This is a genomic window from Nocardiopsis yanglingensis (assembly GCF_045809185.1).
Taxonomy (GTDB): Bacteria; Pseudomonadota; Gammaproteobacteria; order Xanthomonadales; family Xanthomonadaceae; genus Stenotrophomonas; species Stenotrophomonas yanglingensis.
On record NZ_JBJNRH010000013.1, the window covers coordinates 124395 to 149266 of the forward strand.

The 24872-nt window shown below is 65.2% G+C and carries 19 protein-coding genes and 2 other RNA genes; 10 read left to right on the plus strand and 11 right to left on the minus strand.

All coding sequences use genetic code 11. The features are described from left to right. Positions 1-129: 129 nt before the first annotated feature. Complete coding sequence (gene thiL, locus ACJ7C5_RS16575) at positions 130-1092, plus strand: thiamine-phosphate kinase (RefSeq protein ID WP_412704513.1); 963 nt, start codon at positions 130-132, stop codon at positions 1090-1092. Between the two features lie 588 nt (positions 1093-1680). On the opposite strand, the gene ACJ7C5_RS16580 is transcribed toward thiL, so the two are convergent. The 3 genes from ACJ7C5_RS16580 to ACJ7C5_RS16590 form a co-directional block, all read right to left on the minus strand. Next, positions 1681-2091, minus strand: coding sequence for a hypothetical protein (locus ACJ7C5_RS16580; protein WP_412704514.1), 411 nt, complete (start codon positions 2089-2091; stop codon positions 1681-1683). A 487-nt stretch (positions 2092-2578) separates the two neighbouring features. Further along, the gene (locus ACJ7C5_RS16585) at positions 2579-3301 is read right to left on the minus strand and encodes a fimbrial biogenesis chaperone (protein ID WP_412704515.1); all 723 of its coding nucleotides are present in this window, start codon (positions 3299-3301) and stop codon (positions 2579-2581) included. Between the two features lie 55 nt (positions 3302-3356). Next, positions 3357-3872: a fimbrial protein gene (locus ACJ7C5_RS16590; RefSeq protein ID WP_164090031.1), complete on the minus strand. Its 516-nt coding sequence runs from the start codon at positions 3870-3872 to the stop codon at positions 3357-3359. Positions 3873-4284: 412 nt separating this feature from the next. On the opposite strand from ACJ7C5_RS16590, the gene ACJ7C5_RS16595 reads away from it, so the two are divergent. The 5 genes from ACJ7C5_RS16595 (at position 4285) to ACJ7C5_RS16615 (ending at position 13950) form a co-directional block, all read left to right on the plus strand. Then, positions 4285-6825: a fimbria/pilus outer membrane usher protein gene (locus tag ACJ7C5_RS16595; protein ID WP_412704516.1), complete on the plus strand. Its 2541-nt coding sequence runs from the start codon at positions 4285-4287 to the stop codon at positions 6823-6825. A 34-nt stretch (positions 6826-6859) separates the two neighbouring features. Further along, positions 6860-7369, plus strand: a complete 510-nt coding sequence (locus ACJ7C5_RS16600; protein ID WP_412704517.1) for a fimbrial protein — start codon at positions 6860-6862, stop codon at positions 7367-7369. Between the two features lie 132 nt (positions 7370-7501). Next, positions 7502-8512 (plus strand): fimbrial protein, encoded by a 1011-nt coding sequence (locus ACJ7C5_RS16605; RefSeq protein WP_412704518.1) that lies wholly within the window; start codon positions 7502-7504, stop codon positions 8510-8512. Between the two features lie 311 nt (positions 8513-8823). Continuing rightward, complete coding sequence (locus ACJ7C5_RS16610; RefSeq protein WP_412704519.1) at positions 8824-11739, plus strand: autotransporter family protein; 2916 nt, start codon at positions 8824-8826, stop codon at positions 11737-11739. Positions 11740-11982: 243 nt separating this feature from the next. Further along, a complete protein-coding gene (locus ACJ7C5_RS16615; protein ID WP_412704520.1) occupies positions 11983-13950 on the plus strand; it encodes an acyltransferase family protein in 1968 nt (655 codons plus the stop codon). A 219-nt stretch (positions 13951-14169) separates the two neighbouring features. On the opposite strand, the gene ACJ7C5_RS16620 is transcribed toward ACJ7C5_RS16615, so the two are convergent. The 4 genes from ACJ7C5_RS16620 to ACJ7C5_RS16635 all read right to left on the minus strand — a co-directional run bounded on the left by ACJ7C5_RS16620 (position 14170) and on the right by ACJ7C5_RS16635 (position 18386). Beyond that, on the minus strand, positions 14170-15555 hold the full coding sequence (locus ACJ7C5_RS16620) for an FAD-binding oxidoreductase (RefSeq protein WP_412704521.1): 1386 nt from the start codon (positions 15553-15555) through the stop codon (positions 14170-14172). Then, positions 15552-16196, minus strand: coding sequence for a metal-dependent hydrolase (locus ACJ7C5_RS16625; RefSeq protein ID WP_412704522.1), 645 nt, complete (start codon positions 16194-16196; stop codon positions 15552-15554). Before ACJ7C5_RS16625 ends, ACJ7C5_RS16620 begins: the two co-directional genes overlap by 4 nt. 110 nt (positions 16197-16306) lie before the next feature. Then, complete coding sequence (locus ACJ7C5_RS16630) at positions 16307-16675, minus strand: YraN family protein (RefSeq protein ID WP_412704523.1); 369 nt, start codon at positions 16673-16675, stop codon at positions 16307-16309. Continuing rightward, entirely contained in the window at positions 16665-18386 is a 1722-nt protein-coding gene (locus tag ACJ7C5_RS16635; protein WP_412704524.1) for a penicillin-binding protein activator, read from the minus strand. The genes ACJ7C5_RS16630 and ACJ7C5_RS16635 overlap by 11 nt, the downstream gene beginning before the upstream one ends. Before the next feature lie 81 nt (positions 18387-18467). Between ACJ7C5_RS16635 and rsmI the strand changes: the two genes are divergently transcribed. Continuing rightward, complete coding sequence (gene rsmI, locus ACJ7C5_RS16640) at positions 18468-19286, plus strand: 16S rRNA (cytidine(1402)-2'-O)-methyltransferase (protein WP_412704525.1); 819 nt, start codon at positions 18468-18470, stop codon at positions 19284-19286. A 151-nt stretch (positions 19287-19437) separates the two neighbouring features. Here rsmI and ACJ7C5_RS16645 read toward each other — a convergent pair whose 3' ends face one another. Then, positions 19438-20307, minus strand: a complete 870-nt coding sequence (locus ACJ7C5_RS16645) for a nucleotidyl transferase AbiEii/AbiGii toxin family protein (RefSeq protein ID WP_412704526.1) — start codon at positions 20305-20307, stop codon at positions 19438-19440. Next, the gene (locus ACJ7C5_RS16650; RefSeq protein WP_176433064.1) at positions 20304-20963 is read right to left on the minus strand and encodes a type IV toxin-antitoxin system AbiEi family antitoxin domain-containing protein; all 660 of its coding nucleotides are present in this window, start codon (positions 20961-20963) and stop codon (positions 20304-20306) included. The genes ACJ7C5_RS16645 and ACJ7C5_RS16650 overlap by 4 nt, the downstream gene beginning before the upstream one ends. 202 nt (positions 20964-21165) lie before the next feature. Here ACJ7C5_RS16650 and rnpB (ACJ7C5_RS16655) point away from each other — a divergent pair. Further along, positions 21166-21517, plus strand: an RNA gene (gene rnpB / locus ACJ7C5_RS16655) — RNase P RNA component class A. Positions 21518-21522: 5 nt separating this feature from the next. Here rnpB (ACJ7C5_RS16655) and ACJ7C5_RS16660 read toward each other — a convergent pair. Together ACJ7C5_RS16660 and ACJ7C5_RS16665 are read right to left on the minus strand one after the other, a co-directional pair. After that, complete coding sequence (locus ACJ7C5_RS16660; RefSeq protein WP_412704527.1) at positions 21523-22428, minus strand: nucleotidyl transferase AbiEii/AbiGii toxin family protein; 906 nt, start codon at positions 22426-22428, stop codon at positions 21523-21525. After that, positions 22425-23084: a type IV toxin-antitoxin system AbiEi family antitoxin domain-containing protein gene (locus ACJ7C5_RS16665; RefSeq protein ID WP_176433064.1), complete on the minus strand. Its 660-nt coding sequence runs from the start codon at positions 23082-23084 to the stop codon at positions 22425-22427. The genes ACJ7C5_RS16660 and ACJ7C5_RS16665 overlap by 4 nt, the downstream gene beginning before the upstream one ends. 202 nt (positions 23085-23286) lie before the next feature. On the opposite strand from ACJ7C5_RS16665, the gene rnpB (ACJ7C5_RS16670) reads away from it, so the two are divergent. Together rnpB (ACJ7C5_RS16670) and ACJ7C5_RS16675 are read left to right on the plus strand one after the other, a co-directional pair. Further along, positions 23287-23638: RNase P RNA component class A (rnpB, locus tag ACJ7C5_RS16670), an RNA gene on the plus strand. A gap of 247 nt (positions 23639-23885) precedes the next feature. Beyond that, entirely contained in the window at positions 23886-24848 is a 963-nt protein-coding gene (locus tag ACJ7C5_RS16675; protein ID WP_088026673.1) for an IS110 family transposase, read from the plus strand. Positions 24849-24872 lie beyond the last annotated feature (24 nt).

Consider the following 24872-nt stretch of genomic DNA (forward strand, 5'->3'; position numbering starts at 1 on the left):
GGTGGGGGGGGTGTGGGGGGGGGGGGGGGGGGGGGTGGGGGCGGGGGGGGGGGGGGGGCCCCCCCCCCCCCCCCCCGCCACTACCGCCCACCGCGCACTGCGCGGCACGTACAACAGCGGGAACGCCCCATGTCCCTGGCCGAATTCGCCCTCATCGACCGCATCCGCGCCCGCACCCTCGAGCGCGACGACATCCTTCTCGGCATCGGCGACGACGCCGCGCTGCTGCAGCCGCGTGCCAATGAGCAACTGGTGGTCACCGCCGACACGCTCAACAGTGGTGTGCACTTCCCGGTGGAAACCCCGGCCTTCGACATCGGCTGGAAGACCCTGGCGGTCAATCTGTCGGACCTCGCCGCGATGGGCGCGCGCCCGGCGTGGTGCACGCTGGCGTTGTCGCTGCCGGAAGCCTCTGAAGACTGGATCGACGCCTTCGCCGATGGCTTCTTTGCCTTGGCCGATCAGCACGACATCGCACTGATCGGCGGTGACACCACGCGCGGTCCGTTGTCGCTGTCGGTGACCGCGATGGGCCAGGTGGGACGTGGCCAGGCGCTGCGCCGCGACCGCGCACAGGTAGGCGATGACATCTGGGTGAGCGGTACGCTGGGCGACGCCGCCGGTGCGCTGCGCCTGTGGCAACAAGCTGCGCTAAGCATCGCCACCGCCACGCTGCTGGCCGACTACGAAAGCCTGCGTCTGCGCCTGCTGCGGCCGACGCCGCGGGTCACCCTGGGCCTGCGCCTGCGTGCATTCGCGCATGCCGCGGTGGATGTATCCGACGGCCTGCTGGCCGACCTTGGCCACATCGCCACGCGCAGCAACGTGGCCGCGCACGTCGATGCCGATTCGCTGCCGATCTCACACGCGCTGCGTGAACTGCTCGGCCGCGACGATGCGCGCGACTGCGCACTGCGCGGTGGCGACGACTACGAGCTGTGCTTCACCGCTGCCGCCGACCAGCGCGACGCGCTGCATTACCTGGCCGAATCGCTGGACGTGCCGCTTACCCGCATCGGCCGCATCGCCGAAGGGCAGGGCGTACACGTGGATGGCGAAGCCGCCGACGGCGGCTACCAGCACTTCGCATAGCAGCAGCGGTACTGCTCTGGTGGGTGCCAACCCTGGTTGGCACGGATGTGTCGACCAAGGTCGACACCTACCAAAGCGGGGGCGGAGCGGTATTGCTCTGGTAGGTGCCAACCTTGGTTGGCACGGATGTGTCGACCAAGGTCGACACCTACCAAAGCGGGGGCGGAGCGGTATTGCTCTGGTAGGTGCCAACCTTGGTTGGCACGAATGTGTCGACCAAGGTCGACACCTACCAAAGCGGGGGCGGAGCGGTATTGCTCTGGTAGGTACCAACCTTGGTTGGCACGGATGTGTCGACCAAGGTCGACACCTACCGAAGCGGGGGCGGAGCGGTATTGCTCTGGTAGGTGCCAACCTTGGTTGGCACGGATGTGTCGACCAAGGTTGAAACCTACCGAAGCGGGGGCGGAGCGGTATTGCTCTGGTAGGTGCCAACCTTGGTTGGCACGGATGTGTCGACCAAGGTCGACACGTACCAAAGCGGGGGCGGAGCGGTATTGCTCTGGTAGATGCCAACCTTGGTTGGCACGGATGTGTCGACCAAGGTCGACATCCACCCAGGTGGACGTGTATCCGCATCGCCCCGTGTTACGCCGCGTGTAACTGCACATCCACATACTCGGCCAGCCCACGGCAGGCCAGCAGCAGTCCTTCGCGCACGTCGTCGCCTACCTGCTGATCATCATCGCCATCCACGCGCACGCGTTCGGTGGCATGCAGCAGTTCCAGCAGCAACGTCAGGCCGGCATTGGCCCGGTCCGCACGTGCCATGGCCATGCATTGCCCCGATGTACGGCCCTTGTCTGGCCACGGCTGGCCGTCAGCACCCTCCACGTGGCGGATGCGCTGCAGGCACGCCAGCAAAGTGCTGCTGGAGGGCGCAGTGACGCCGTGCGTGGCACTGAGCGTGGTTTCCAGTGCGCGGGCGATGGTCTCGGGCAGCTGGTTGGCAGCTTCACCGAGGGTGGCGAACAGGTAAGGGTAGTGCGCGGCAGTCATGGCGGCATCCTTGTGCAGGAAACAAGGGGCCACCCCGCTTAACAGCGAGGGTGGCGGACGGTGCGTGGTTGCAATACCGGTGACCGATGTAGAAACGCCGGCGGGCACGAGGCCCCCGCGCACCGCCCGCCATGTAGGCATAGACGGAATGCCTGCCGACGCCGCCCAGGCACAGGGGAAGGAGGCGACGCCGGCAGGCAAGCGTAAACAACATCGATCAAACGGGATTGCAAGCCCGTGCCACCCGTTGTCGGTGGCGCCACATGATTTGCATGAAGCGCCCATGCTGCCAATGAGAATTGTTGGAAACTTCGAAAGAGTTGCAGATGTTCCGCTCGCACGGGAGCGCGTCAATTACGACAAACCGTGTAGAGCCGAGCCCATGCTCGGCTCATAGCGCAATGCACGAGGTTCAGCCCGATTTGGCCGCACAGCAGCCGAGCATGGCCTCGGCTCTACAGAACACGGCTCGCGCGTCAGGCTGCGCTCAAGGGGAGATCTTCGCCTCGGCATCGCGCGGCGTGCCGTAGTCGTCCAGCCACTGGAACGTCACCGACGTGGGCATCGCCGCGCCACTCGGAAGCGGCAGACGTACCTGCGCGCCCGGTGCAATCATCTCTGCTTCCACCTTGCGGCCGTCGGGCAGGGTCAGCGTGCTTACAGTCACGTGATACACGCTGGGATTGCTCACCAGCAGAGCACCGGCCTGCGCACGCCATTGCAGTTGCCCGGCGGCATCACGCGGCTTGCCGGGCAGGCCGGCCGGGCGGTGGAACAGCTTCACCCGGGTGCGCACGGCGAACTGCAGCAGGTTCTTGCCGGCGGCATCGGTGGGCTTGGGCGGAATATCCAGCAGGTTGAAGTAGAACACCGATTCACGATCCGTCGGCAGCGGTGTCTCCGACGGGCGCGGCGCGTAGGTAATGCGGTACGCCTGACCCTGGTGGGCCTGCAGCAGACGCGGGTCGGCCGGCGTCAGACGGAAGGGAGTGCGCACGTTTTCGGGGCGCGCATGGCTGTCGCCATCGTCAATCCAGACCTGCACCATGGCGGCCTTGTCGCCACCGTTGGTGGCCTTCACGGTTACATCGCGGCCCTGGGCCGCGTCATGCACGATACGCGTGCCCTGCAGCGTCACCGCTGCCGATGCCGGCAGCGCCAGGGCGCCAGCCAGCAGCGCGGTCATCCACGTCATTGCACGGATCTTCATCAGGTCATCCTCCAGTAAAGCGCGCCGCCACGGGGGGGGCGCGCAGGGGTGTGAGTTACTTGTAAAGCACGACGAAATCGCCCGAGGCGTTGGCCGTGCCGGCCGTGGCGTTCTTGCCCGGCGAGGAATACCAGGCGCTGTAGTCCAGCTGGCCCTTGCCGGCGGCCGGAATGTTCACCCACTGCAGCGGGTCTTCGCCCAGCTTCTGGTGGTTGCCCGAGGCGTCGTACAGCGCCACGCCCACGTTGCTGGCCGTGGAGGCGGCTGTCAGCGCCAGGTTACCGGTGCTGCCGTCCGGCGTGCCGCCAAAGCGCACACCCACTTCCTGCGGGGCGCCAGCGCCGGAGCAGTCCAGCAGGATGCTGAAGTTCTTCATGCCGGCACGCTCGGCTTCATTCACCCAGGCCACGTCCACCTTGCCCATCGGCACGGTGATGGTGCCGCCGGTGGCATCCACCGAGCAGGTACTGGTCATCAGCTCACCGGTGATTTCCAGCTTCTCGGCGAATGCGGCGGGAGACAGGGCCAGCGCAAGCGCGCCAGCGGTAATCAGGTTGAATCGGTTCGACATGGGAATGTCCTTGGTAGGGAAACAGGGGGATCCGCATGGGACGAGCCAGCGGATGCGCACAGTGTTCCCAGCCGGGCGGCAGGTGGATATGCAATTAGTTGCAAGGTGCTTGCAGGACAGTTGAGTCCGTGCTTGCGGTACAGCGTCCGGTTAAGAAGCGTCATTTCCGGCTGCGACAAGCTGTCGCATGCTGCGTTCGGTGCATCTGCAATGCATTCGATTGACTGCCGTCATGTGTTGAAAACAAGCCTGAATTGCGCCGAAACAGCGCAGTGGCTAAAAACCGCGTGGTTCCGTGGTGTGTTGTCGCTTTGCAACAAATTGCATGGGAAGCCGGCCGCGAGCTGTCTACGCTTCGGCCCACTTCGACTACGAGCGATGTCGCCTTCGGCCTCATCGAGTGACGCTAACCATGCACATGCGCCTCCTTCATCTCCGCACGCCGCATCGTTTTGCCAGCCGTCCGCTGGGGTTGGCGATTGCTGCCGCCGTGGCAATGGCCATTGCCGGTCATGCCCGTGCGCATGGCGATGAGCCCCTGCAGTTCAGCGAAGGCTTCCTGATTGGTGGTCGCGCCATCGACATGCAGCGCTACGCGCAGGGCAATCCCATGGAGCCGGGTGTGTATCCCTTGGACGTGGTGGTCAATGGCCAGTTCCACGACAAGCGCGATATCACCTTCGTGGCGGCGCCGGCACCTCTGGGTGCAACCCCGTGCCTGCCGGCCGGGCTGGTACGCCAGTTGCCGCTGAAGGAGATGTTCCTGGCCGAGCTGGACCAGGATGATGAAGGCTGCGTCGCGCTTCCCAGCCTGATCGACGGTGCCACGGTCGAGTTCGATGAAAGCAATCTGCAGCTTCTAGTGAACGTGCCACAGGCTGCGCAGGCGGGCGATGCGCGCGGCTACGTGGCACCTGCACAACGCGACCACGGCGTCACGGCCGCCTTCTTCGATTACAACATCAACCACAGCCGCAACCAGGGCCAGCAGGCGACCTATCTTGGGTTGAACACGGGCGTGAACCTGGGCGCGTGGCGGCTGCGTCATCGTTCGTCCTTCAGCCAGGGCAGCCATGGCTCGCGTCACGATGTGATCAGCAGCACGCTGCAGCGCGATCTTCCGGCATGGAATGCCCAGCTGCTGCTGGGGCAGGGTACGACCGGTGGCGAACTGTTCGAGTCGCTGTCGTTCACCGGTGTACGGGTGGCCAGCGATGAACGCATGCTGCCGGACTCGCTGCGTGGCTTTGCGCCGGTGGTGCAGGGCGTCGCCGAAACCAATGCGGTGGTCAGCATCCGCCAGAATGGCCACGTCATCCACGAAGTAAGCGTGGCGCCGGGTCCGTTCTCCATCGAAGATCTCTACCCGACCAATTTCGGTGGCGACCTGGACGTCACCGTCACCGAAGCCGACGGCCGCCAGCAGCAGTTCACCGTCAACTTCTCCGCAGTGCCGCAGGCGCTGCGGCCGGGCGCCAGCCGTTTCAGCGCCACCGCGGGCGAACTTCGCGACGCACGCGGTGTGCGTGAAGCACTGCGCTTTACCGAAGGTACTTACGCACGTGGCATCAGCAACCATTTCACCGCGCTGGGCGGGGTGCAGATTGCCGAAGGTTTCCAGTCCGCGCTGTTTGGCGGTGCAGTCAATACGCCGCTCGGTGCGTTCGGCGCCGACGTCACGCATTCGCGCGCACGTCTGGCCAATGGCGAACAGGTCAACGGCAACAGCTTCCGGTTGAACTACCAGCGCTACATCACCGCAACGGGTACCAACTTCGGTCTGGCAGCGCTGCGCTACAGCACGCGCGGCTATCTCTCCCTGAATGATTTCGCCCAGGCGTACAACGACGACTGGGGAATCAGTGGTCGTGCGCGCCAGCGCTTCCAGGTGAATTTCTCGCAGCGTATTGGCGAACGCAGCACGCTCTCGCTCAATGGCGGACAGGTGCGCTATTGGGACAGCGCGCAGCAGCACAACGATCTGCAGTTGCGCTTCCAGACCAGTATTGGCCGCGCCAATCTGAGCCTGTCTGCCATGCGTCTGCAGATGGGCGATGGCCGCCAGGACACCCGCTACGCGGCTACCTTCAGCATTCCGTTGGGCTCGGCCCCGCGCGCCCCGCGCTTGAGCGCACAGGTGGCCCATTCGGCGCGCAGTGATCAGGGGCAGCTGGGCCTGAACGGAACGCTGGGTGCTGATCAGCAGCTGAGTTACAGCCTGTCTGCCAGCGATTCCAGTGACGGGGCGGGCAGCGCCAATGCCTACGCGTCCTATCGTGGTGGGCGTGGCACGGTCACCGCAGGCTACAGCCGCTCGGGCGACTACAGCGCCTTCAACGCCAGCGCTGCCGGCAGCGTGGTGGTGCACCGCGATGGCATCAACTTCGGTGCGCCGGTGGGCGATGGCTTCGCGCTGGTACAGGCCGATGGCGCGCAGGGCGCTCGCATCGGCTATGGCGGCGACGTGCGCATCGGTCGCAACGGCTATGCGCTGCTGCCACACGTGAGCCCCTACCGCTGGAACCAGATCGAACTGGATCCGTCCGGCCTGCCGATGGATGTGGAACTGCTGCAGACCTCGCAGCGCATTGCGCCGACGGCAGGCAGCATCGTGCGGGTTGCGTTCAATGCCAAGCGCGAGCGCACGCTGTTCATTGATGCCACCGATGCGCTGGGTCAGCCGCTGCCGTTTGCGGCACGTATTGAAGACGAAGCGGGCCGTGCTTATGGCGCTGTCGGCCAGGGCGGCGTGATCCAGCTGCGTGGTGCGCCCGAACAGGGCCAACTGATCGTCGACCCGGACGGCCCGCATCGCTGCCGCCTGGAATACACCACCCCGGATGCCCCCGATGCCTATGGGCTGTCGTGGAGCCAGGCGGTGTGCACGCCGCTACCACCGCCCAGCCCTGGTCTGCAGGCAGCGCTCAACGCTGTAGCCGAGCCGATGCGCTGACTACTTTTCTTCCTTTTTTACCTTGGAGTCCCTCATGAATCTGCTCAACCGCGTCACCCTGGCCACCGTCCTGCTGGCCGCCGCACCGCTGGCTCTGGCCGACAGCGCCACCCTGACCATCACCGGCCGCGTCCTGCCTGGCACCTGCACGCTCACCGCCGCACCGATCGCGTTGGATCCGGTGAAGGCCAGCGACCTGACGCCCGGCGCCGATGCGCAGATCAAGGCCGGGACGCTGCAGTTCGCGGGCTGCGTGGGTGTGAACAAGGCGGTGTTGTCCTTCGCCGGTACGGCCGCCGATGGCGATGCCACGCGCTGGAAGAACACCGCTGCAAGCGATGCCGCCGAAGGCGTGTCGATCTCGCTGCTGTCCGGTACCACCGGCAGCAACTATCTGAAGGATGGTGACACCGGCATCGATGTGCCGGTGACCGGTGCAGCGGCGCGATACGACCTGCGTGCCGCCTACTTTCTGCCCACCGGCGAAGCGCCGAGCGCGGGTGAGGTTTCCACCGAGATCGTCGTGACCGCGGATTACGAGTAATCCTTCGTCGTATGAGATGCCAGGAGAAAGATGATGCTAATCCTAAGCAATGACAACGCAATGCCGTGCCGGAGCCGGTGGGTGGGAGGATGCATCGCGGACATTCCGCGGCGTCAGACTCCATGGATGCTGATGCCCATCCACGCCATGAAGGGATGGATCGTGACCAGTATCGTAACCATGATGGAACTTCTGCGCGCCCTCACGCGGTCGCGTGCCACCACAGCCATGGCTTCGCTGGCTATGTTGTTTTCTGGCGGAGCGGCTGCATGCACCGCATCGGTGCAGTTTCCCATTACTGCTGATCGGCAGAAGCCTGGGTATTCCGAGAACATTCAAATGCTCTTCGATGGCGGAACCAATGTTCCCTTTACAGGCTGCCGAGTGGGAGACCTGGAGTTGAGCGTTGAGATCTCGGGCCCCGGGCTACGCTGGGTGATGGATCTGGCTGACGTTCCGGTCTGGCCTGTGGATGGGCCGTTGCCGCTCTATGAAGTTGCTCCGGATTCGGCGCTGATCGGCTTCATGATCGGCCAGGGAGAACGTAAACCTCTGCGGATCGGCGAGAACGCTACGATCATTCAGAATCTTTGGGGGAGTGACAACATCATCGTCAATGCCTTTGTCTTTACCCGCGGCCAGAGAATGAGTGATACACAGCTCGAAGCATCGATGCGCATACGGTCAATTGCCTACCCGACGCTTGATACGACCGTTCCGATCAGTATCAAGATGGGGTTCCCGGCGACAACCTGCAGCATGAAGGATGTGTCAGAGACGTTGCAGGACGTGGGGGTGACGGAGTTGGCGAGCCCGGGCGACACCGCGAAGGAGAAGTCGGTTTCCTTTTCAATGGACTGCGGGGTCTCGCGACCACGTGCGGATGTTGCGCTGGCGGACGCAGGCGATTCAACCAACAGGGGCAGTATCCTGTCCGCAACTTCGGACTCCACCGCAGGTGGTGTACGAGTGCAGCTGTTGAGCGCAGGAACGGAGGTGCAGTTCGGCAAGCCGTGGTTCTTCAATCCAGGCGGTGGTGGCATCCATGACTTCACCTACACTGCGCGCTACATCCGCACCAACGAGCCTTTGCTGCCAGGCGTAATCAAGGGCGAAGCCGTACTTAATGTGGACTACTGGTAGCCTCCACTGGATCAGAGACTCGTGGCACGCCGTGTAAATAGGCCTTCCCAGGCACAGTCAGATCGGCGCGTGTATGTAATGGTCACGAGGCCTAATCGTGTGCAGTTCTGCGGGCGGCTTCTATTCTGCAGCCGCTCTGAAGGTGGCCCGGAGCTTCTTGCCGGCAAGGGTTGGCCTTCTCCAGAGGTCCCATCACGAACGTTAATGTCGCATGTGCAGCGATAATGTCGCATCTGACATTGCAACTAATTGCATGGTGGGTGTTCAACGCGACATCCACTATGCCGGTCTCGACAAAAGGAGACCTCAACATGCGATCCCATCAGATCCAGTACTCGGCGCTGGCCCTCGCACTGACGGCGGCACTCGCTGTTGGCATCCCCGTCCGTGCGCACGCACAGCAGGTCATCGCCGACGGTGACGCACAGACCCCGGCAGCGGGGGATTACAGCGCCACCGGCGTGGGCAACCACGCCTTCCATGCGCTCAACGGTGGCAGCATCGTGCCGTTGGGTGCGGTCAACGTGAGTGCGGATGGCGATGGTGCATCCGCGGCCCGTGCCGAAGGTGCTGGCAGCCGTATCGAACTGAATGGTTCAACCTTGGTCACCACCGGTTTTGGTGCCACCACGGCGCTGGCGACGACGGGCGGTGAACTGCATCTGACAGCGACCGACGTCATCAACAAGGGCACCGGCATGGGCGTTGTGGCGCATACCGGTAGCCAGGCCACGCTGCAGGATGTGAACATCCGCATGGAAGGCATGTCGTCAGTCGGCCTCGCCGGTGGCGGTGACATCAGCATGACCGGTGGCTCGATCTCGGCGATGGGGCTGGGTAGCCGCGCGGTGTCGGCCACCGGCGCGAACATGACCCTGACCGGCGTTGCGATTGAAGGCGCCTCGGGCATCTGGCTGGGGGACAGCAACCAGCTCGACCTTTCAGGAAGCACCGTGAAGGCCAGCGGTATTGCGTTGGACATCAATGGTCGCAGCAATGCGGTCACTGTGGCGGACTCCAGCTTCCACAGCACCGGCGACGGGACCGCAACCGTCAAGATGTTCTCCGATTCGACGTTGGCAATGGCACGCAGTTCCGTCATCAGCGAGGGTGATCGTGCGGTCGGCATCGATGCTCGAACCGGTACGGTGGATCTGGACCGTGTGAGTGTGACTACGTCCGGCGAGAGCAGTCACGGCCTGTATGCCGATTTCACTGGCGTCGGCGCCGGCCCGGTCATCACTGCGCGTGCGGCCCAGGTTCACACGACGGGCGCGGGTGCGATTGGTGCGGTCGCGCGCCAGGGCGGCAGCATCCACCTGGACGACAGCATCATCCGTACTGAAGGCCAGCAGGCCCATGGCGTGCTGACCGGGGGCTCCGGCGGGATGACGTTGACCCGTTCGCATGTTCGCACCGAAGGCGAGGGCGCCTGGGCTGCGGTGATCAATGACAACGGCAGCCTGGGCATCGACGGCAGTGCGCTGGAGAGCGTGCAGCATGGTGGTGTGTGGGTGCGCAGCAGCCGTGACGCTGGTTTGACGCTGTCCAACAACGCCTACGTATCGGGTGGCAATGGCATTGCCATCGCGCTGGATGCGGCGGTTGCGGGGCGTTTCGACGTGGTGATGCAGGGGCATTCGCAGATGGTGGGCGACATCGTCATCACGCCCGAGGACGAGGATGCCGGTCTGGTGCCGCAGTCCGATGTGCACGTGCGCCTGGCAGACGGGTCGCTGTGGCAGGGCACGTCCAACCTGGTGCAGACGATGGCGATTGAAAGCGGCAGCCAGTGGACACTGACCGGTGACGCCACGGTGGGCGAACTGAGCGTACTGAACAGTGGCGTGGCATTGTCCGACGGCAGTGGCCGATTCAACACCCTCACAGTGGACGGTGATCTGCACAGCGAGGGCGCGACATTCCTGTTCCAGGGCGCGTTGGGCGGTGACGACAGCGCCTTTGATCGCCTGCATGTGCGTGGCGATACCTCGGGAGATGCAAGCATTGCGGTGAAGAACATGGGTGGTGTTGGCGCTCAGACGACCGACGGCATCCAGCTGATCGAGGTGGATGGCGCGTCGCTGGCGACCTATGCGCTGGCCGGCCGCGCCGTGGGCGGCTCCTATGAGTACTTCCTGTTCAAGGGTGGCCTGACCGATCCCTCCGATGGCAACTGGTACCTGCGTTCGCAATGGTTCGATGTCTGCAAGGACAATCCGGCCGCACCGGGCTGTGTAATAGATCCGGTTGATCCGGTTGACCCCATCGACCCGGTGGACCCGGTGGACCCGGTGGATCCGGTGCCCGTACTGCGTCCGGAAGCTGGGGCGTACCTGGCCAACCAGTCGGCGGCCATCAACATGTTTTCCCATCGTCTGAACGATCGCATCGGTGCCGTCTCGCTGGATGAAGGTCGTGCCGCGTGGGCGCGCGTGGGCCGGCAGCAGGCGGACTTCAGCGCGGTCGGTGGTCAGCTGTCGATCGATGGCAATACGTCGGTGCTGCAGATCGGCAGCGACCTGCTTCGCCGAGGCAATGCCGCGTTCGGCGTGATGTTGGGCACGGGGCGTGCTGACAGCAGCGCAGTGTCCGACCTGACCGGCTACAGCGCCAAGGGTCGGGTGCGCGGCAGCGCAGTGGGCGTGTACGCTACCTGGTTGCAGGACGCCGAGGGTCTCACGGGTGCCTACGTGGATGGCAGCGTGCAGTACGGCCGCTTCGACAACAGCGTGCATGGCATTGGCCTGGAGCCGGAGCACTACGATTCGCGCATGGCCAGTGCGTCGCTGGAGACCGGCTACACCTTCGATGTGTGGCAGGGCACCGCCAGCGCACTGTATGTGCAGCCGCAGCTGCAGCTGAGCCATGTCGATTTCCGCGCCGATCGTCACGTGGAGAGCAATGGCACGGTGATCGACCACGCCGACGCGGGTGGTCTGAGCGGGCGTCTGGGCGTGCGCGTGTTCGGTCATGGGACTGCAGCCGGCAACACCGTGCAGCCGTACCTGGGCGTGAACTGGTTGCGTGGCAGTGGCACCAGCACGTTGCAGTTCAACGGCGAAACGCTGGGTGCGGACGTGCCGCGCAACCGCTATGAAGTGCAGGCCGGTGCCGAGCTGAAGCTGGGCCAGCGCTGGGGCGCGTGGGGTGGCGTGAGCGTGCAACGCGGTGATTACGGCTACCGCAATGTGGGCGGCCAGCTGGGCCTGCGCATGGCCTGGTAAGCGGGCGTGCAGCGGGGTCGGATCCCATCGGCAATGGGTTCTGACCCCTGACTGCTGCTGTAGAGCCGAGCCTACGCTCGGCTCATCGCGATCTGAACGAAGAACAGCCGAGCATGGCTCGGCTCCGCAACTGCGGCGAGCAGGGACCGGACCTGAACCATGTTCACGTCTGTCGCGATTGTCCATTGAATGACTGCGTGAACGGTGGCGATGCTGCCGCCCTGTCTTCTGCCGGTTGCCTGCATGTCCCCTCCCGAACGTTCCCACAACGCCGCCATCGATGGTCTGCGTGCACTCGCGGTGCTGGCCGTCATCGTCTTCCACACCAACGCAACGTGGCTGCCCGGTGGCTTCATCGGCGTTGACCTGTTCTTCGTGGTGTCCGGCTTCGTGATCAGCCATTCGCTGGCCTCGCGCACCCATGCGTCGCTGGGCGCGATGCTGTTCGACTTCTACCGCCGCCGCGTGCTGCGCCTGTTGCCGGCATTGCTGGTGATGCTGATGGCCACCTTCGTGCTGTCGGCGCTGTTCATTCCCCGCGCGTGGCGCAATGAGCAGTTCGACCAGACCGGCTGGGCTGCGCTGGTCGGCTTCAGCAACATCGTGCTGGCCGGCCAGCAGGACGACTATTTCTCACCCGGCGCCGAACTCAATCCGTTCCTGCATACGTGGACGCTGGGCGTGGAGGAGCAGTTCTATCTGGTTTTCCCGCTGCTGTTCTTCGTGTGGCTGCGTGGGCGTGAGCGCTGGCCGTGGTCGCGTTGGCTGTTGCCGGTGCTCACCGTACTGTCGTTGGCGTGGGCCGGCTGGCAGGCGCAGGCAGCACCGGCGGCAGCCTTCTATCTGCTGCCGGCGCGGTTCTGGGAGCTGGCCGCGGGCGCGCTGCTGTACCAGTGGATGCGTACGCGTACGCTGGGCCAGAAGGGGGATGCGGTTGCAGTGGTCGGTCTGGCGCTGCTGGCCGCGGGTGTGGTGATTGCCCCCCAGCTGGCGATGCCGGTTCCAGGCGTGCTGGCCACCGTGGCCGGTACGTTGATGTTGCTGGCGAGCGTGTCGGCGCCGGGTACATCACGCATCGGCCGCGCATTGGGGTGCACGCCGCTGGCGTATCTGGGCCGGCTGTCCTATTCGCTGTACCTGTGGCACTGGCCGTTGCTGGTACTGCTGCGCTGGACGTATGGCCTGGATGGCGTCGCGCTGTGGCTGTATCCGGTATTGCTGCTGGCGGTATCCGCTGCGTCCTACCACTTCATCGAACGTCCGCTGCGCAGTGCGGCGCCGCTGCTACGCCTGGCGCCGGCCAAGGTGCTGGCGATGGCGTTGCCGCTGGTGGCGCTATGTGGTGCAGGTGCCTGGGCCACTGTGGAATACCACGAGCAGGTCTCGCTGAGCGTCACCCGTGACGGTTATGCATGGCAGGCGCGCCGCTACCCGGCGTGGCGCCCGCTGGAGCCGGTGAGTGCACCGACGCTTGAAGGGCGGCGCCTGTTCGTGGCCGGCGACTCACACGCAGCGGCCTATCGCACCATGACCAGCATGGTCGCGCGGCAGACCGGCATGGAGGTGCGCCAGCAGGATCGCGGCGGCTGCAGCTTCGTCAATCTGTTGCGGGCCAGCCCGGCCGATTGCCAGGGCTTCATCGAAGACGCGTTGTCGACCATCGAGCGCGAGGCACGTCCGGGTGACATCGTGCTGCTGGCGGCGTTGCGCATGCCGGAGCTGCGTGGGTTCGACTGGCAGCGGCAGGATGCGCAGGAAATCTATCGGCAGTTGCTGGCCGAGCGCACGCCGGCCCATGCACAGGCTGCGCGTGATGAGGCTGATCGAGTACTGGGGCGTTTGCAGAAGCTGGGCGTGCACGTGGTTGTGGATGCACCGCTGCCGTTGTTCAAGGCCGGGGCTTATCGTTGTTCTGACTGGTTCAACCGCCGCAATCCTGCCTGTGCCGCTGGCCTGAGCATGCCGCGTGCCGATCTGGAAAGGCTGCGCGCGCCGCAGATGGCGTTGCTGGCCGAGCTGGCGGCGCGCTATCCATCGCTGACGGTGTGGGATCCACTGCCGCTGCTGTGCGGGCCGCAGACCTGTTCGGCGGTGGAAGAGGGTGAACCGCTGTTCTTCGACAACGATCACCTGAGCGGGCATGGCAACCGCGTGCTGCTGCCCAGCTTCCGGCAGACCTTGATCGATATCGCGAGCGGCAAGCCGGTGTAGAGCCGAGCCCACGCTCGGCTTGCCGCGCGCAGCGCGGGCTTCATCGCGATCTGGTCGAAGAGCAGCCGAGCATGGCTCGGCTCTACAGGAGCGCGAAGGTGAACGAAATGTTGTTGTAGAGCCGAGCCCACGCTCGGCTGCTCTGCGTTCCGCAGGCAGGAAGCCCGCGCTTCGCGCGGTGAGCCGAGCATGGCTCGGCTCTACAGGTAGGTGCGCGGTCTATGCCGGCGGAAGCACCTTGCCCGGATTGAGGATGCCATCCGGGTCCAGCGCTGCCTTGATCGCACGCATCGTCGCCAACGTAGCTGGGGTAAATGCCTGGGCCATGAAATCGCGCTTGGCCAGGCCAATGCCGTGTTCGCCGGACAGCGTGCCATCCAACGCCAGCGTCAGTTCGAAGATCTTCGGTAGCGCGGCATGCGCGCGCGCGTTCTCTTCGGCATCGTCCGGGTGATAGAGGATGTTGACGTGCAGGTTGCCGTTGCCGGCATGGCCGAAGGTGACGATGGTCAGCGTATAGTCGCGCGCCAGTGCCTGCACGCCAGCCACCAGTTCCGGAATGCGTGATACCGGCACCACCACATCTTCATTGATCTTGCCCGGCGCAACGCTGCGCAGCGCGGGCGACAGCGCCTTGCGTGCGGCCCACAGCTGGTCGCGTGCGCGTCCTTCCATCGCCACATCCAGTTCGATCATGCCGTCGCCTTCAGCGGCGCTGGCCAGTGCCTGCAGCAGGTAGGGCAGGGTGTCGTGGTCACCATCGGCTTCGACCAGCAGCATCGCGCCAGCCTCGGGTACGTCCGCACCGTTGAGACGCAGCAGCTCAAGGCTGCGGGCGTCCATGAATTCCAGGCGCGTGGGCACCACCGGCTGCGACATCAGGCGTGACACCGCGGCGGCGGCCGCATCGGCATCGCGGTACAGCACACGCAGGCCGGCCTGGCTGACCGGCAGCGGGGTGAGCTTCAAGGTGGCTTCCACGATCAGTGCCAGCGTGCCTTCGCTGCCCACCAGCAGGTGGGTGAGGTCGTAGCCGGTGGAATCCTTGGTGTAGGCACCACCGCAGCGGATCACCTCCCCGGTGCCGGTCACCGCCACCAGGCCCAGTACGTTGTCGCGGCTGGTGCCGTACTTCACCGCGCGCGGGCCGCCGGCGTTGCAGGCCAGGTTGCCGCCGACGCTGCAGATTTCGGCGCTTGAAGGATCCGGTGCCCAGAACAGGCCGTGCGGCGCCAGCGCCTGCTGCAGGGTGCCGTTGAGCACGCCAGGCTGCACCACCGCGCAGCGGTCGCCAGCGCGGATCTCGACGATGCGGTCCATGCGGGTGAACGACAGCACGATACTGCCGGGCAGCGGCACCGCCGCGCCGGTGGTGCCTGTGCCGGCACCGCGCGCGACAAGCGCCACGCGATGCGCGCGACAGGCCCGCACCAGCGCCTGCACCTGTTCGATGTCGGCTGGCAGCGCCACCGCTGCCGGGCGCTGGTGGCGCCATGAGTTGTCCTGCGCGTTCGCCTCCAGCGTGTTGTCATCCATGCGCCAGCCCTCCGCGCCCAGCAGGGCGGACAGTTCGGTAACCAGTGCAGCAGGCAGGGCAGGACTCATGACGGATCTCGTGGGGTAACAGGAGCGGGTTGGATCAGTTTCCAGGCGACGACGGCGGTAGCCAGCGGCAGCCACACCCAGCGCAGTTCAGAGAGCAGGGTGGCCACGCCGCGTGCGCTGAAGAACTGCGGCGCGAACGGAGAAACGCGGATGGGTCGCCACGGTGCGAAGAAGCGCTGTTCGCTCCACGGCCAGGCCAGCGCGACGCCGAGGCCGCCGGAGGTCATCGCATCCAGCAACGGATGGCTGGCAGCACAGACGAAGACGAACACCGCGGCTTGTAGGGTCGATGTCACCGTTGGCCCTGCCTTGGTAGGTGCCAACCTTGGTCGGCACGAAACCGCCGACCAAGGTCGGCGACTACTGGAGCTGTGTGGCGCCGACCAAGGTCGGCCGCTACCAAAGAACGCCAACACCGCGGCCAATGCCGCCAGCACGCCGGCAAACAGCAACGAATGGCTGGCACCGCGATGTCCGAACGCATCGGCGTAGGGAATATGCAGTGCAAAGGCCAGCACGTCGGCATCGGGCAGCATCGCAGCGATCACACCGGCAGCAAGCAGGCGAGGCGGGATGCGGCCACGATCAGCGGCGCACCAGAGCGCCAGCGGCACAGCGGCATGGGTGATGATCGAAGGCATCAGTCACGCACCGTGGTAGTGCCGGCCAGGCTGCGCTCTGGTAGGTGCCAACCTTGGTTGGCACAGAAGCGCCGACCAAGGTCGGCCTCTACCAGAGCGGACGGAAACCATCAGCAGTCATCCAGCCGGAACGCATCACGCAGCCATCGCAGCTGCGGCGGCTCGCCTGTGGCGTCGACTACATCAAAACGGCAGGGTGCATTGGCCAGCGCCGGGTTTTCCTGCAGGTACAGCTGCGCGGCATGCGCCAGGCGCCGGCATTTGCGCGCATCCACCGATGCGGCGCCGCCACCGAAATCCGATCGCGCGCGATAACGCACTTCCACGAACACCACGGTGCCGGCATCGTCCATCACCAGGTCCAGTTCACCGCCGCGATAGCGCACGTTGCGCGCACGCGGCTGCAGTCCGGCCTGTTGCAGATGCTGCTCGGCGGCGGCTTCCACCGCCGAGCCACGTTGGCTGCGCTCAGCGACCACCGACGATCGGCATCGGCCGGCCGCCATTGAAGGTGGACCATGCCGGCTGGCGCAGGATGTTGCCGTTGCTGTCCAGGAACAGGGTGCCTGTGGCACCGTCCAGGCCGCCCTCGTTGGACAGCTTGTCCAGATAGGCGGTGATCTTCCAGGCATCGGCGCCGAAGGCGAACAGGCGGCCGGCGGCGCCGCGGGCGCTCGGCAGCGCGCTGGCCACCTGGCTGGCCGACGGCAGGCCGGACACGCTGCGCACATTCCAGGCTTCGTTCGGGTAGACGATGCCGTCCAGCGCCACATCTTCCTCTACCTTGCCGCTGCCGACGGTCAGCTGCGAGGTGCCGACGCGGGTCGCGCCACCGGCACCGGCCAGCGCAAGCTGCGGCGCCAGCAGCCGGGCCTGCGGGGCGCGCACGGCGAGGAACACGGCGTCGACCTGACCGGCATTGCGCACCTGCGCGCCGACATCGCCGACGGCTTCGCTGACATTGACCGTGGCCACCACCTGGCCGCCGCGCTGTGCGAAGCGCTGTGCGAAGGCGGCGGCGGAACGGCGGCCGGTGTCGTCATTGCTGCTGATGACCAGCGCGCGGTTGCGCTCGCGGCCACGCAGGTACTCGGCGGCGACGATACCGTCGTCTTCCGGGGCCAGCGAGAAGCCGGCGCTGCCGGCCGGCGGTGCATCCTTGCCGCGGTTCAGAGCCAGTACCGGCACCTGTAGCTGCTGGCGGCCGTACACGGCGTCCACTTCGTCGCGGCCCAGCGGGCCGACCACGAAGTCGGCACCGGAGGCGACGGCCTTGTCGTAGGCGGCGAGGGCACCGGCCGGGGTGCCGGCGGTGTCGAAGAAGTTGATGTCCGGGCGGCGGCGGCTTTCACCGTAGTAGGCGCTCAGCAGGCCATCGCGCACCGGCTGCGCGGCGGTGGCCAGGCGGCCGCTGAGCGGCAGCAGCACGGCCAGCTTGGCCGGCGGGCGGTAACCGTCGCTCATCGCCGGCGGGCGCTTGCTGGTGTCGAACTGGGCGGCGCCATCGCGGTCGAACGGGCGCGGCAGCGGCAAGCCGCGGGCGATCAGCGCACGGCCGGCGAAGTTGTACAGAGGATCGTTGGCCGGCAGGGCAGCGGCACGGCTGCGCAAAGTGGCGTCGTCGAGGGTACCGAGCAGGCCGGAGATGGCGGCCTGGTTCTCGCTGCGCGCACTGCCGGTCAGGCTGGCATGGGCGCGTGCACGTTCGGTGGCGGCGCCGAAGGCATCGCCGGTGCCCTGCAGCGCGTTGGCGCGGGCCAGATACCAGCGCGTACGCAGCGCCGGCAGCACGTTGTCGCCGTGGTCCTTCAACAGGGCCAGCGCCTGCGCCGGCTGCTTGTCGGCCAGGGCCAGCTCGGCACCGGTCAGCTGGTAGCGCTGCAGGCTGGCGCCGGACAGCTGGCGCGCGGTGAGCTGGCCCAGCAGGCTGCGCGCGCGGGCACTGTCACCGGCCAGGTGCCAGGCCCAGGCCGCGTCGGCCAGGGCGTTGCTGCGGGCGCCGCCGCGCAGGGTGGCGGCCAGGCCTTCCAGCTGCAGTGCGGCGTCGCGCGGCTTGCCCTGTTCGATCAGCACCAGCGCCTGGCTCTGGGCCGGCGAATCGGGCGTGCTGGTCAGGCTGGTGGTGGCACAACCGGCCAGCAGCATCAGCGACAGCGACAGGGCGGAGATCCGTGCGGCGGGCTTGTTCATGATCGGGTCCATGCGATGAGGGCAGCGGCCTTGGCCGGGTACACGCTACGATTCTACCCTTGCCCCGTGAGTACCGCTGAAATGAGTGTCCCAACCCTGTACGTCGTCGCCACCCCGATCGGCAACCTGGCCGATCTGAGCCCGCGCGCGCAGGAGGTGCTGCGGTCGGTGGCGGCCATCTGTGCCGAAGACACCCGCCGCAGTGGCCAGCTGCTGTCCCATTTCGGCATCCAGCAGCCGCTGGTGGCCCTGCACGAGCACAATGAAGAGGCCCTGGCCGAGCGCCTGGTCTCGCGGCTGCAGGCCGGTGAATCGCTGGCGCTGGTCAGCGATGCCGGCACCCCGTTGGTCAGTGACCCCGGTTTCCGCCTGGTGCGTGCGGCGCGCGCGGCCGGAATCAAGGTCAGCCCGATTCCCGGCGCCTGTGCCGCCATCGCCGCGCTGAGCGTGGCCGGCCTGCCCAGTGACCGCTTCAGCTTCGAGGGTTTCCTGCCGGCCAAGGCCAGCGGCCGCCGCGATCGCCTGCAGGCGCTGGCCGGTGAAGTGCGCACGATGGTGTTCTACGAATCCTCGCACCGCATCACCGAGTCGCTGGCCGACATGGCGGCGATCTTCGGCGGCGAGCGCCCGGCGGTGCTGGCCCGCGAGCTGACCAAGCTGTTCGAGACCGTGCTTGATGGTGACCTGGCCGGCCTGCTGGCGAAGGTGGAAGCTGACGAGAACCAGCGCAAGGGCGAGTTCGTGGTGATGGTGCAGGGCGCGGGTGATGACGAAGAAGCGCAACTGGCGCATGGCCGCCGCGTCTACGCCAAGCTGAGCGAGCATCTGCCGCCGTCGACTGCCGCCAAGCTGGCTGCCGAGCTGACCGGCGCACCGCGCAAGGCGTTGTACGGGAGTTGATGGATCGTGCGGACCAAGGTCCGCACCCACCAGAGCGGAATCCGCACCCCCAGAGCAGCGGATTCGATAGATCCACGCCCTGCGTGGATGAATGGGCCGCGCCGGGGTCTGCACCCACCCGGGCGGACCGATAGCGCCAGGCCTTGCGACGTCAGGACTGTACGGGTGTGTCGAGGGTGTCCAGATAGTCGGCAATCTCGGCAATCACCGAAGAGAGATCCGGCGCGATCAGGCGATTCCTGCGCAGGAAGGCGCGCCACTGGGTCTGCTTTTGGGTATCTGCAGCGAATGACTGAGTCAGTCCGTAGGGCAGGGGCGTTGGCACCGGGGTCCTTCGTCGATCAAACGTCGCGCCAATGGCCGCAACAAGGTGCGGGCGATCCATGGCGTCTTCGCGGATCAGTGCCAGCAAGTCGAAGAAGTCCTTCATCCTGCTGTTAGCGATGCCCAGTGCCGCTATAGCCTCGAGCCTTTCGGCAAACACGGTTTCGCGTGGATAGACGCGCAGGCAGGCTGGAGGGAATCCCTCCAGAATCACCGGATAGGTGATTTCCGGCGGCGGGGTGATCACCGCGTCGCCAAAGCCGACGTCCCACTGCACATGGCAGCGTGCGCGGCCCAGATGTGCGATCAGGCGCATGCGCAGCCCCTCGTACGTGGCTTCTTCACGTATGGCCTCGATGACGATGCTGCCTGGATCGAAGCGCAGGCCGTCGTCCCCGGGCATTCCACAGAGCGAAAGTGCGATATGTAGCAGGCGATCGGACTCAGCACTGCCGGATCCCAGGAAATCGGCATCCCGTGTAGGGCGGTGCGGCGCGTCGAACCACACTGCGAACAGCATGGCACCCTTCAGCAGGAACTGGTTGCGGTATCGAGAAGCGGAGAGCCGGTAGAGCAGGCGCTCAACGGCGAACCTGTCCAGCACGAACTGAAAGTCCTCCCCCCGCTTGCGTGCGAGATCGAGCAGCCGTTGCCGGATGGAAGCAACGCGGTGGGGAGGTGTTGGAGAGGGGATCAAGCCAGGGCATCGAGGTACGGTCTCATCAGTCTGGCAACGCGGCAGATCCGCGCATACTCCATCAACGCATCCGGCGTGGTTGCACGGCTGTGAAGCGCGTCACGCAGGGCTTCAAGTGCGACATCAAGCCCTACGAGATTGCGGAACTTGAAGCAATCGACGACGGTTTTGGCTGCGTTGCTGACGTATATGAGGCGTCCGCCTACGCGACGTTCTTCCAGCCCCGCATTGAGGGTCGTTGCCGACATGCGGACCACACGGAGGGGCGGCCAGTCGATCCGCGGAACGCGGTCGCTGTTGCCGATGGAGACCCAGCGTTCGAATGGTGCCTGGGTGGTCAGGCCATGCAGGCGCAGGGCACTCAACAGGCATAGACGGGGGTGTGGCAGGCGTTCTGCAATGATCCGCAGTCCATCATCGGTGTCGTCGCTCTTTCTTTCCGCCAACGCGTAGACGCCACGGGACAACCGGATCAGTGCGCCTGCCTCGACCAGGCGGGTCAGTTGGGCGCGGGCGATCCCGGCAGTCACCAGTTCGCGGGCGCGCAGGGTGCCTGCGCGTCGCAATAGCTTTCGTGCCTTGGCCTCGGTGTTTCCCATGACGGCATTGTTCCATAACGTCGGGTGTTTTGAATATCGACCGACAAAAAGGAACATCGTTGGCTGCGGCGAGTGACGAGTGAATGGTGCGGACCAAGGTCCGCACCCACCAGAGCGGAATCTGCACCCACCAGAGCCGCGCGGGTTTCGCCGGCCCTGTCCAGTGAATCGGTAGATCCACGCCATGCGTGGACGGATGAACCGGACGCCGCGATCAGCACGGCAGGAAAGGCGTGCGTAGGCTAGAATGTGCACTGGCGGAGCCGGCCAGACAGTCGCGTCATCCCTTCGGGGGTGCCGAGGAAAGTCCGGGCTCCATAGGGCAAGGTGCCAGGTAACGCCTGGGCGGCGCAAGCCGACGGAAAGTGCAACAGAAAGATACCGCCTACGTCTTCTTCGGAAGGCCGGTAAGGGTGAAATGGTGCGGTAAGAGCGCACCGCGAGTCTGGCAACAGACCGGCACGGCAAACCCCACCTGGAGCAAGACCAAATAGGGATCCTTTGGCGCGGCCCGCGTTGGATCCGGGTAGGTTGCTTGAGCGTTGCGGTGACGTAACGCCTAGAGGAATGACTGTCCACGACAGAACCCGGCTTATCGGCCGGCTCCGCCTCTTTCTTACGGTAAGCCGAGCATGGCTTGTATGTTCCTTCCGGCTCCTACGAGGTATGTAGGAGCCAGGGTGGAGGGACCGTCAACATGATATCTGCGGGTAGCAGCCGACAGACGAGCCGAGCGATCCCCATCCCGCACGGCGCGCCACTGGGTCTGCTTTTGGGTATCTGCAGCGAATGACTGAGTCAGTCCGTAGGGCAGGGGCGTTGGCACCGGGGTCCTTCGTCGATCAAACGTCGCGCCAATGGCCGCAACAAGGTGCGGGCGATCCATGGCGTCTTCGCGGATCAGTGCCAGCAAGTCGAAGAAGTCCTTCATCCTGCTGTTAGCGATGCCCAGTGCCGCTATAGCCTCGAGCCTTTCGGCAAACACGGTTTCGCGTGGATAGACGCGCAGGCAGGCTGGAGGGAATCCCTCCAGAATCACCGGATAGGTGATTTCCGGCGGCGGGGTGATCACCGCGTCGCCAAAGCCGACGTCCCACTGCACATGGCAGCGTGCGCGGCCCAGATGTGCGATCAGGCGCATGCGCAGCCCCTCGTACGTGGCTTCTTCACGTATGGCCTCGATGACGATGCTGCCTGGATCGAAGCGCAGGCCGTCGTCCCCGGGCATTCCACAGAGCGAAAGTGCGATATGTAGCAGGCGATCGGACTCAGCACTGCCGGATCCCAGGAAATCGGCATCCCGTGTAGGGCGGTGCGGCGCGTCGAACCACACTGCGAACAGCATGGCACCCTTCAGCAGGAACTGGTTGCGGTATCGAGAAGCGGAGAGCCGGTAGAGCAGGCGCTCAACGGCGAACCTGTCCAGCACGAACTGAAAGTCCTCCCCCCGCTTGCGTGCGAGATCGAGCAGCCGTTGCCGGATGGAAGCAACGCGGTGGGGAGGTGTTGGAGAGGGGATCAAGCCAGGGCATCGAGGTACGGTCTCATCAGTCTGGCAACGCGGCAGATCCGCGCATACTCCATCAACGCATCCGGCGTGGTTGCACGGCTGTGAAGCGCGTCACGCAGGGCTTCAAGTGCGACATCAAGCCCTACGAGATTGCGGAACTTGAAGCAATCGACGACGGTTTTGGCTGCGTTGCTGACGTATATGAGGCGTCCGCCTACGCGACGTTCTTCCAGCCCCGCATTGAGGGTCGTTGCCGACATGCGGACCACACGGAGGGGCGGCCAGTCGATCCGCGGAACGCGGTCGCTGTTGCCGATGGAGACCCAGCGTTCGAATGGTGCCTGGGTGGTCAGGCCATGCAGGCGCAGGGCACTCAACAGGCATAGACGGGGGTGTGGCAGGCGTTCTGCAATGATCCGCAGTCCATCATCGGTGTCGTCGCTCTTTCTTTCCGCCAACGCGTAGACGCCACGGGACAACCGGATCAGTGCGCCTGCCTCGACCAGGCGGGTCAGTTGGGCGCGGGCGATCCCGGCAGTCACCAGTTCGCGGGCGCGCAGGGTGCCTGCGCGTCGCAATAGCTTTCGTGCCTTGGCCTCGGTGTTTCCCATGACGGCATTGTTCCATAACGTCGGGTGTTTTGAATATCGACCGACAAAAAGGAACATCGTTGGCTGCGGCGAGTGACGAGTGAATGGTGCGGACCAAGGTCCGCACCCACCAGAGCGGAATCTGCACCCACCAGAGCCGCGCGGGTTTCGCCGGCCCTGTCCAGTGAATCGGTAGATCCACGCCATGCGTGGACGGATGAACCGGACGCCGCGATCAGCACGGCAGGAAAGGCGTGCGTAGGCTAGAATGTGCACTGGCGGAGCCGGCCAGACAGTCGCGTCATCCCTTCGGGGGTGCCGAGGAAAGTCCGGGCTCCATAGGGCAAGGTGCCAGGTAACGCCTGGGCGGCGCAAGCCGACGGAAAGTGCAACAGAAAGATACCGCCTACGTCTTCTTCGGAAGGCCGGTAAGGGTGAAATGGTGCGGTAAGAGCGCACCGCGAGTCTGGCAACAGACCGGCACGGCAAACCCCACCTGGAGCAAGACCAAATAGGGATCCTTTGGCGCGGCCCGCGTTGGATCCGGGTAGGTTGCTTGAGCGTTGCGGTGACGTAACGCCTAGAGGAATGACTGTCCACGACAGAACCCGGCTTATCGGCCGGCTCCGCCTCTTTCTTACGGTAAGCCGAGCATGGCTTGTATGTTCCTTCCGGCTCCTACGAGGTATGTAGGAGCCAGGGTGGAGGGACCGTCAACATGATATCTGCGGGTAGCAGCCGACAGACGAGCCGAGCGATCCCCATCCCGCACCTTAACGTCGATAAAGGATCTAGCGGCCTTTGAGGACCGCCGATGTAGGCAAGCCAACGTGGTGCGGTACCACCCCAGCCCTTCAACAATAGCTGGGAGTTGCGCAGATGTCAGATCGTCACGCTGTCGGTATCGATACCGATTCAAGGACCCTGGTGGTGGCGTGCCACGGCACCAAGGGCAGCATCCGAATCGCCAATTCAGCCTCGGCCATCAACAAATGGCTGTCCAGCCTGCCCGCGAAGTCCCGTATTGGCGTTGAGGCAACCAACCGCTACCACGAGCTTGTGGTTCACGCTGCCCAGAAGGCCGATCACGCCGTCTTCGTGCTCAATCCTCGCGATATCAAGCACTACGCCAAGGGCGTGGCCTGCCGCGGCAAGACCGACTCCGGCGATGCCCAGGTCATTGCGCGCTACATCGCCAAAGAGGCCGACAATCTGCACGAGCATGTCGCTCGCTCGCCCGAGCAGGAGCGGCTGCACGTGCTGCTCCAGCAACGTGACAGTCTGGTCCGGAGCAAGGCGAAGTTGAATCTCTCTCTGGGCGCGGGGGCATCGGAGTCCGCCCTCTTTGGGCGCATTTTCAGTAGCCTGAAAGAGGCCATTGCCATGCTGGACCAGCAGATTCAGCAGCTGTGTCGCAGCGGCCAACAGCGCGACCTGTACCGGCGGATCATGACCATCCCCGGGATCGGGCCGACGGTGGCTGCCTTCGTCACCCATCACATCACCCGCTGGCCGCTGGCCAACTCCGACGCTTGGATCGCCTGCACCGGTCTGGATCCGCGACCCAACGAGTCCGGTGCACGGATCGGCCGACGCCGATTGTCCAAACGAGGCAATGCCAGCCTGCGCCAGATCCTCTACATGGCCGCCATGGGCCTGACCCGATCCAAAGGCGGCAAGCCTCTCTACCTCGCCATCCGCGAGCGCGGACACAGCAGCACCGCCAGCTTCAACATCCTGGCCAGAAAGCTGGCCAAGATCGCCTGGGGCGTCTTCAAGAGCGGCAAGGATTTCGATCCCGCCATGCTGAAGGTGGGTCAAACCTGCTTCCAGCAGGCTTGACCGCGAACATAGGATCTCGGCTCT

What these genes read in the sequence shown, in the direction of transcription:
- ACJ7C5_RS16580 (WP_412704514.1), bottom strand. Translation starts at nt 2,091, where the DNA reads ATGACTGCCGCGCACTACCCTTACCTGTTCGCCACCCTCGGTGAAGCT.
- ACJ7C5_RS16615 (WP_412704520.1), top strand. Translation starts at nt 11,983, where the DNA reads ATGTCCCCTCCCGAACGTTCCCACAACGCCGCCATCGATGGTCTGCGT.
- ACJ7C5_RS16665 (WP_176433064.1), bottom strand. Translation starts at nt 23,084, where the DNA reads ATGTTCCTTTTTGTCGGTCGATATTCAAAACACCCGACGTTATGGAAC.
- rsmI (WP_412704525.1), top strand. Translation starts at nt 18,468, where the DNA reads ATGAGTGTCCCAACCCTGTACGTCGTCGCCACCCCGATCGGCAACCTG.
- ACJ7C5_RS16635 (WP_412704524.1), bottom strand. Translation starts at nt 18,386, where the DNA reads ATGAACAAGCCCGCCGCACGGATCTCCGCCCTGTCGCTGTCGCTGATG.
- ACJ7C5_RS16605 (WP_412704518.1), top strand. Translation starts at nt 7,502, where the DNA reads ATGCCCATCCACGCCATGAAGGGATGGATCGTGACCAGTATCGTAACC.
- ACJ7C5_RS16650 (WP_176433064.1), bottom strand. Translation starts at nt 20,963, where the DNA reads ATGTTCCTTTTTGTCGGTCGATATTCAAAACACCCGACGTTATGGAAC.
- ACJ7C5_RS16595 (WP_412704516.1), top strand. Translation starts at nt 4,285, where the DNA reads ATGCACATGCGCCTCCTTCATCTCCGCACGCCGCATCGTTTTGCCAGC.
- ACJ7C5_RS16625 (WP_412704522.1), bottom strand. Translation starts at nt 16,196, where the DNA reads ATGCCTTCGATCATCACCCATGCCGCTGTGCCGCTGGCGCTCTGGTGC.
- ACJ7C5_RS16620 (WP_412704521.1), bottom strand. Translation starts at nt 15,555, where the DNA reads ATGAGTCCTGCCCTGCCTGCTGCACTGGTTACCGAACTGTCCGCCCTG.
- thiL (WP_412704513.1), top strand. Translation starts at nt 130, where the DNA reads ATGTCCCTGGCCGAATTCGCCCTCATCGACCGCATCCGCGCCCGCACC.
- ACJ7C5_RS16675 (WP_088026673.1), top strand. Translation starts at nt 23,886, where the DNA reads ATGTCAGATCGTCACGCTGTCGGTATCGATACCGATTCAAGGACCCTG.
- ACJ7C5_RS16590 (WP_164090031.1), bottom strand. Translation starts at nt 3,872, where the DNA reads ATGTCGAACCGATTCAACCTGATTACCGCTGGCGCGCTTGCGCTGGCC.
- ACJ7C5_RS16610 (WP_412704519.1), top strand. Translation starts at nt 8,824, where the DNA reads ATGCGATCCCATCAGATCCAGTACTCGGCGCTGGCCCTCGCACTGACG.
- ACJ7C5_RS16585 (WP_412704515.1), bottom strand. Translation starts at nt 3,301, where the DNA reads ATGAAGATCCGTGCAATGACGTGGATGACCGCGCTGCTGGCTGGCGCC.
- ACJ7C5_RS16600 (WP_412704517.1), top strand. Translation starts at nt 6,860, where the DNA reads ATGAATCTGCTCAACCGCGTCACCCTGGCCACCGTCCTGCTGGCCGCC.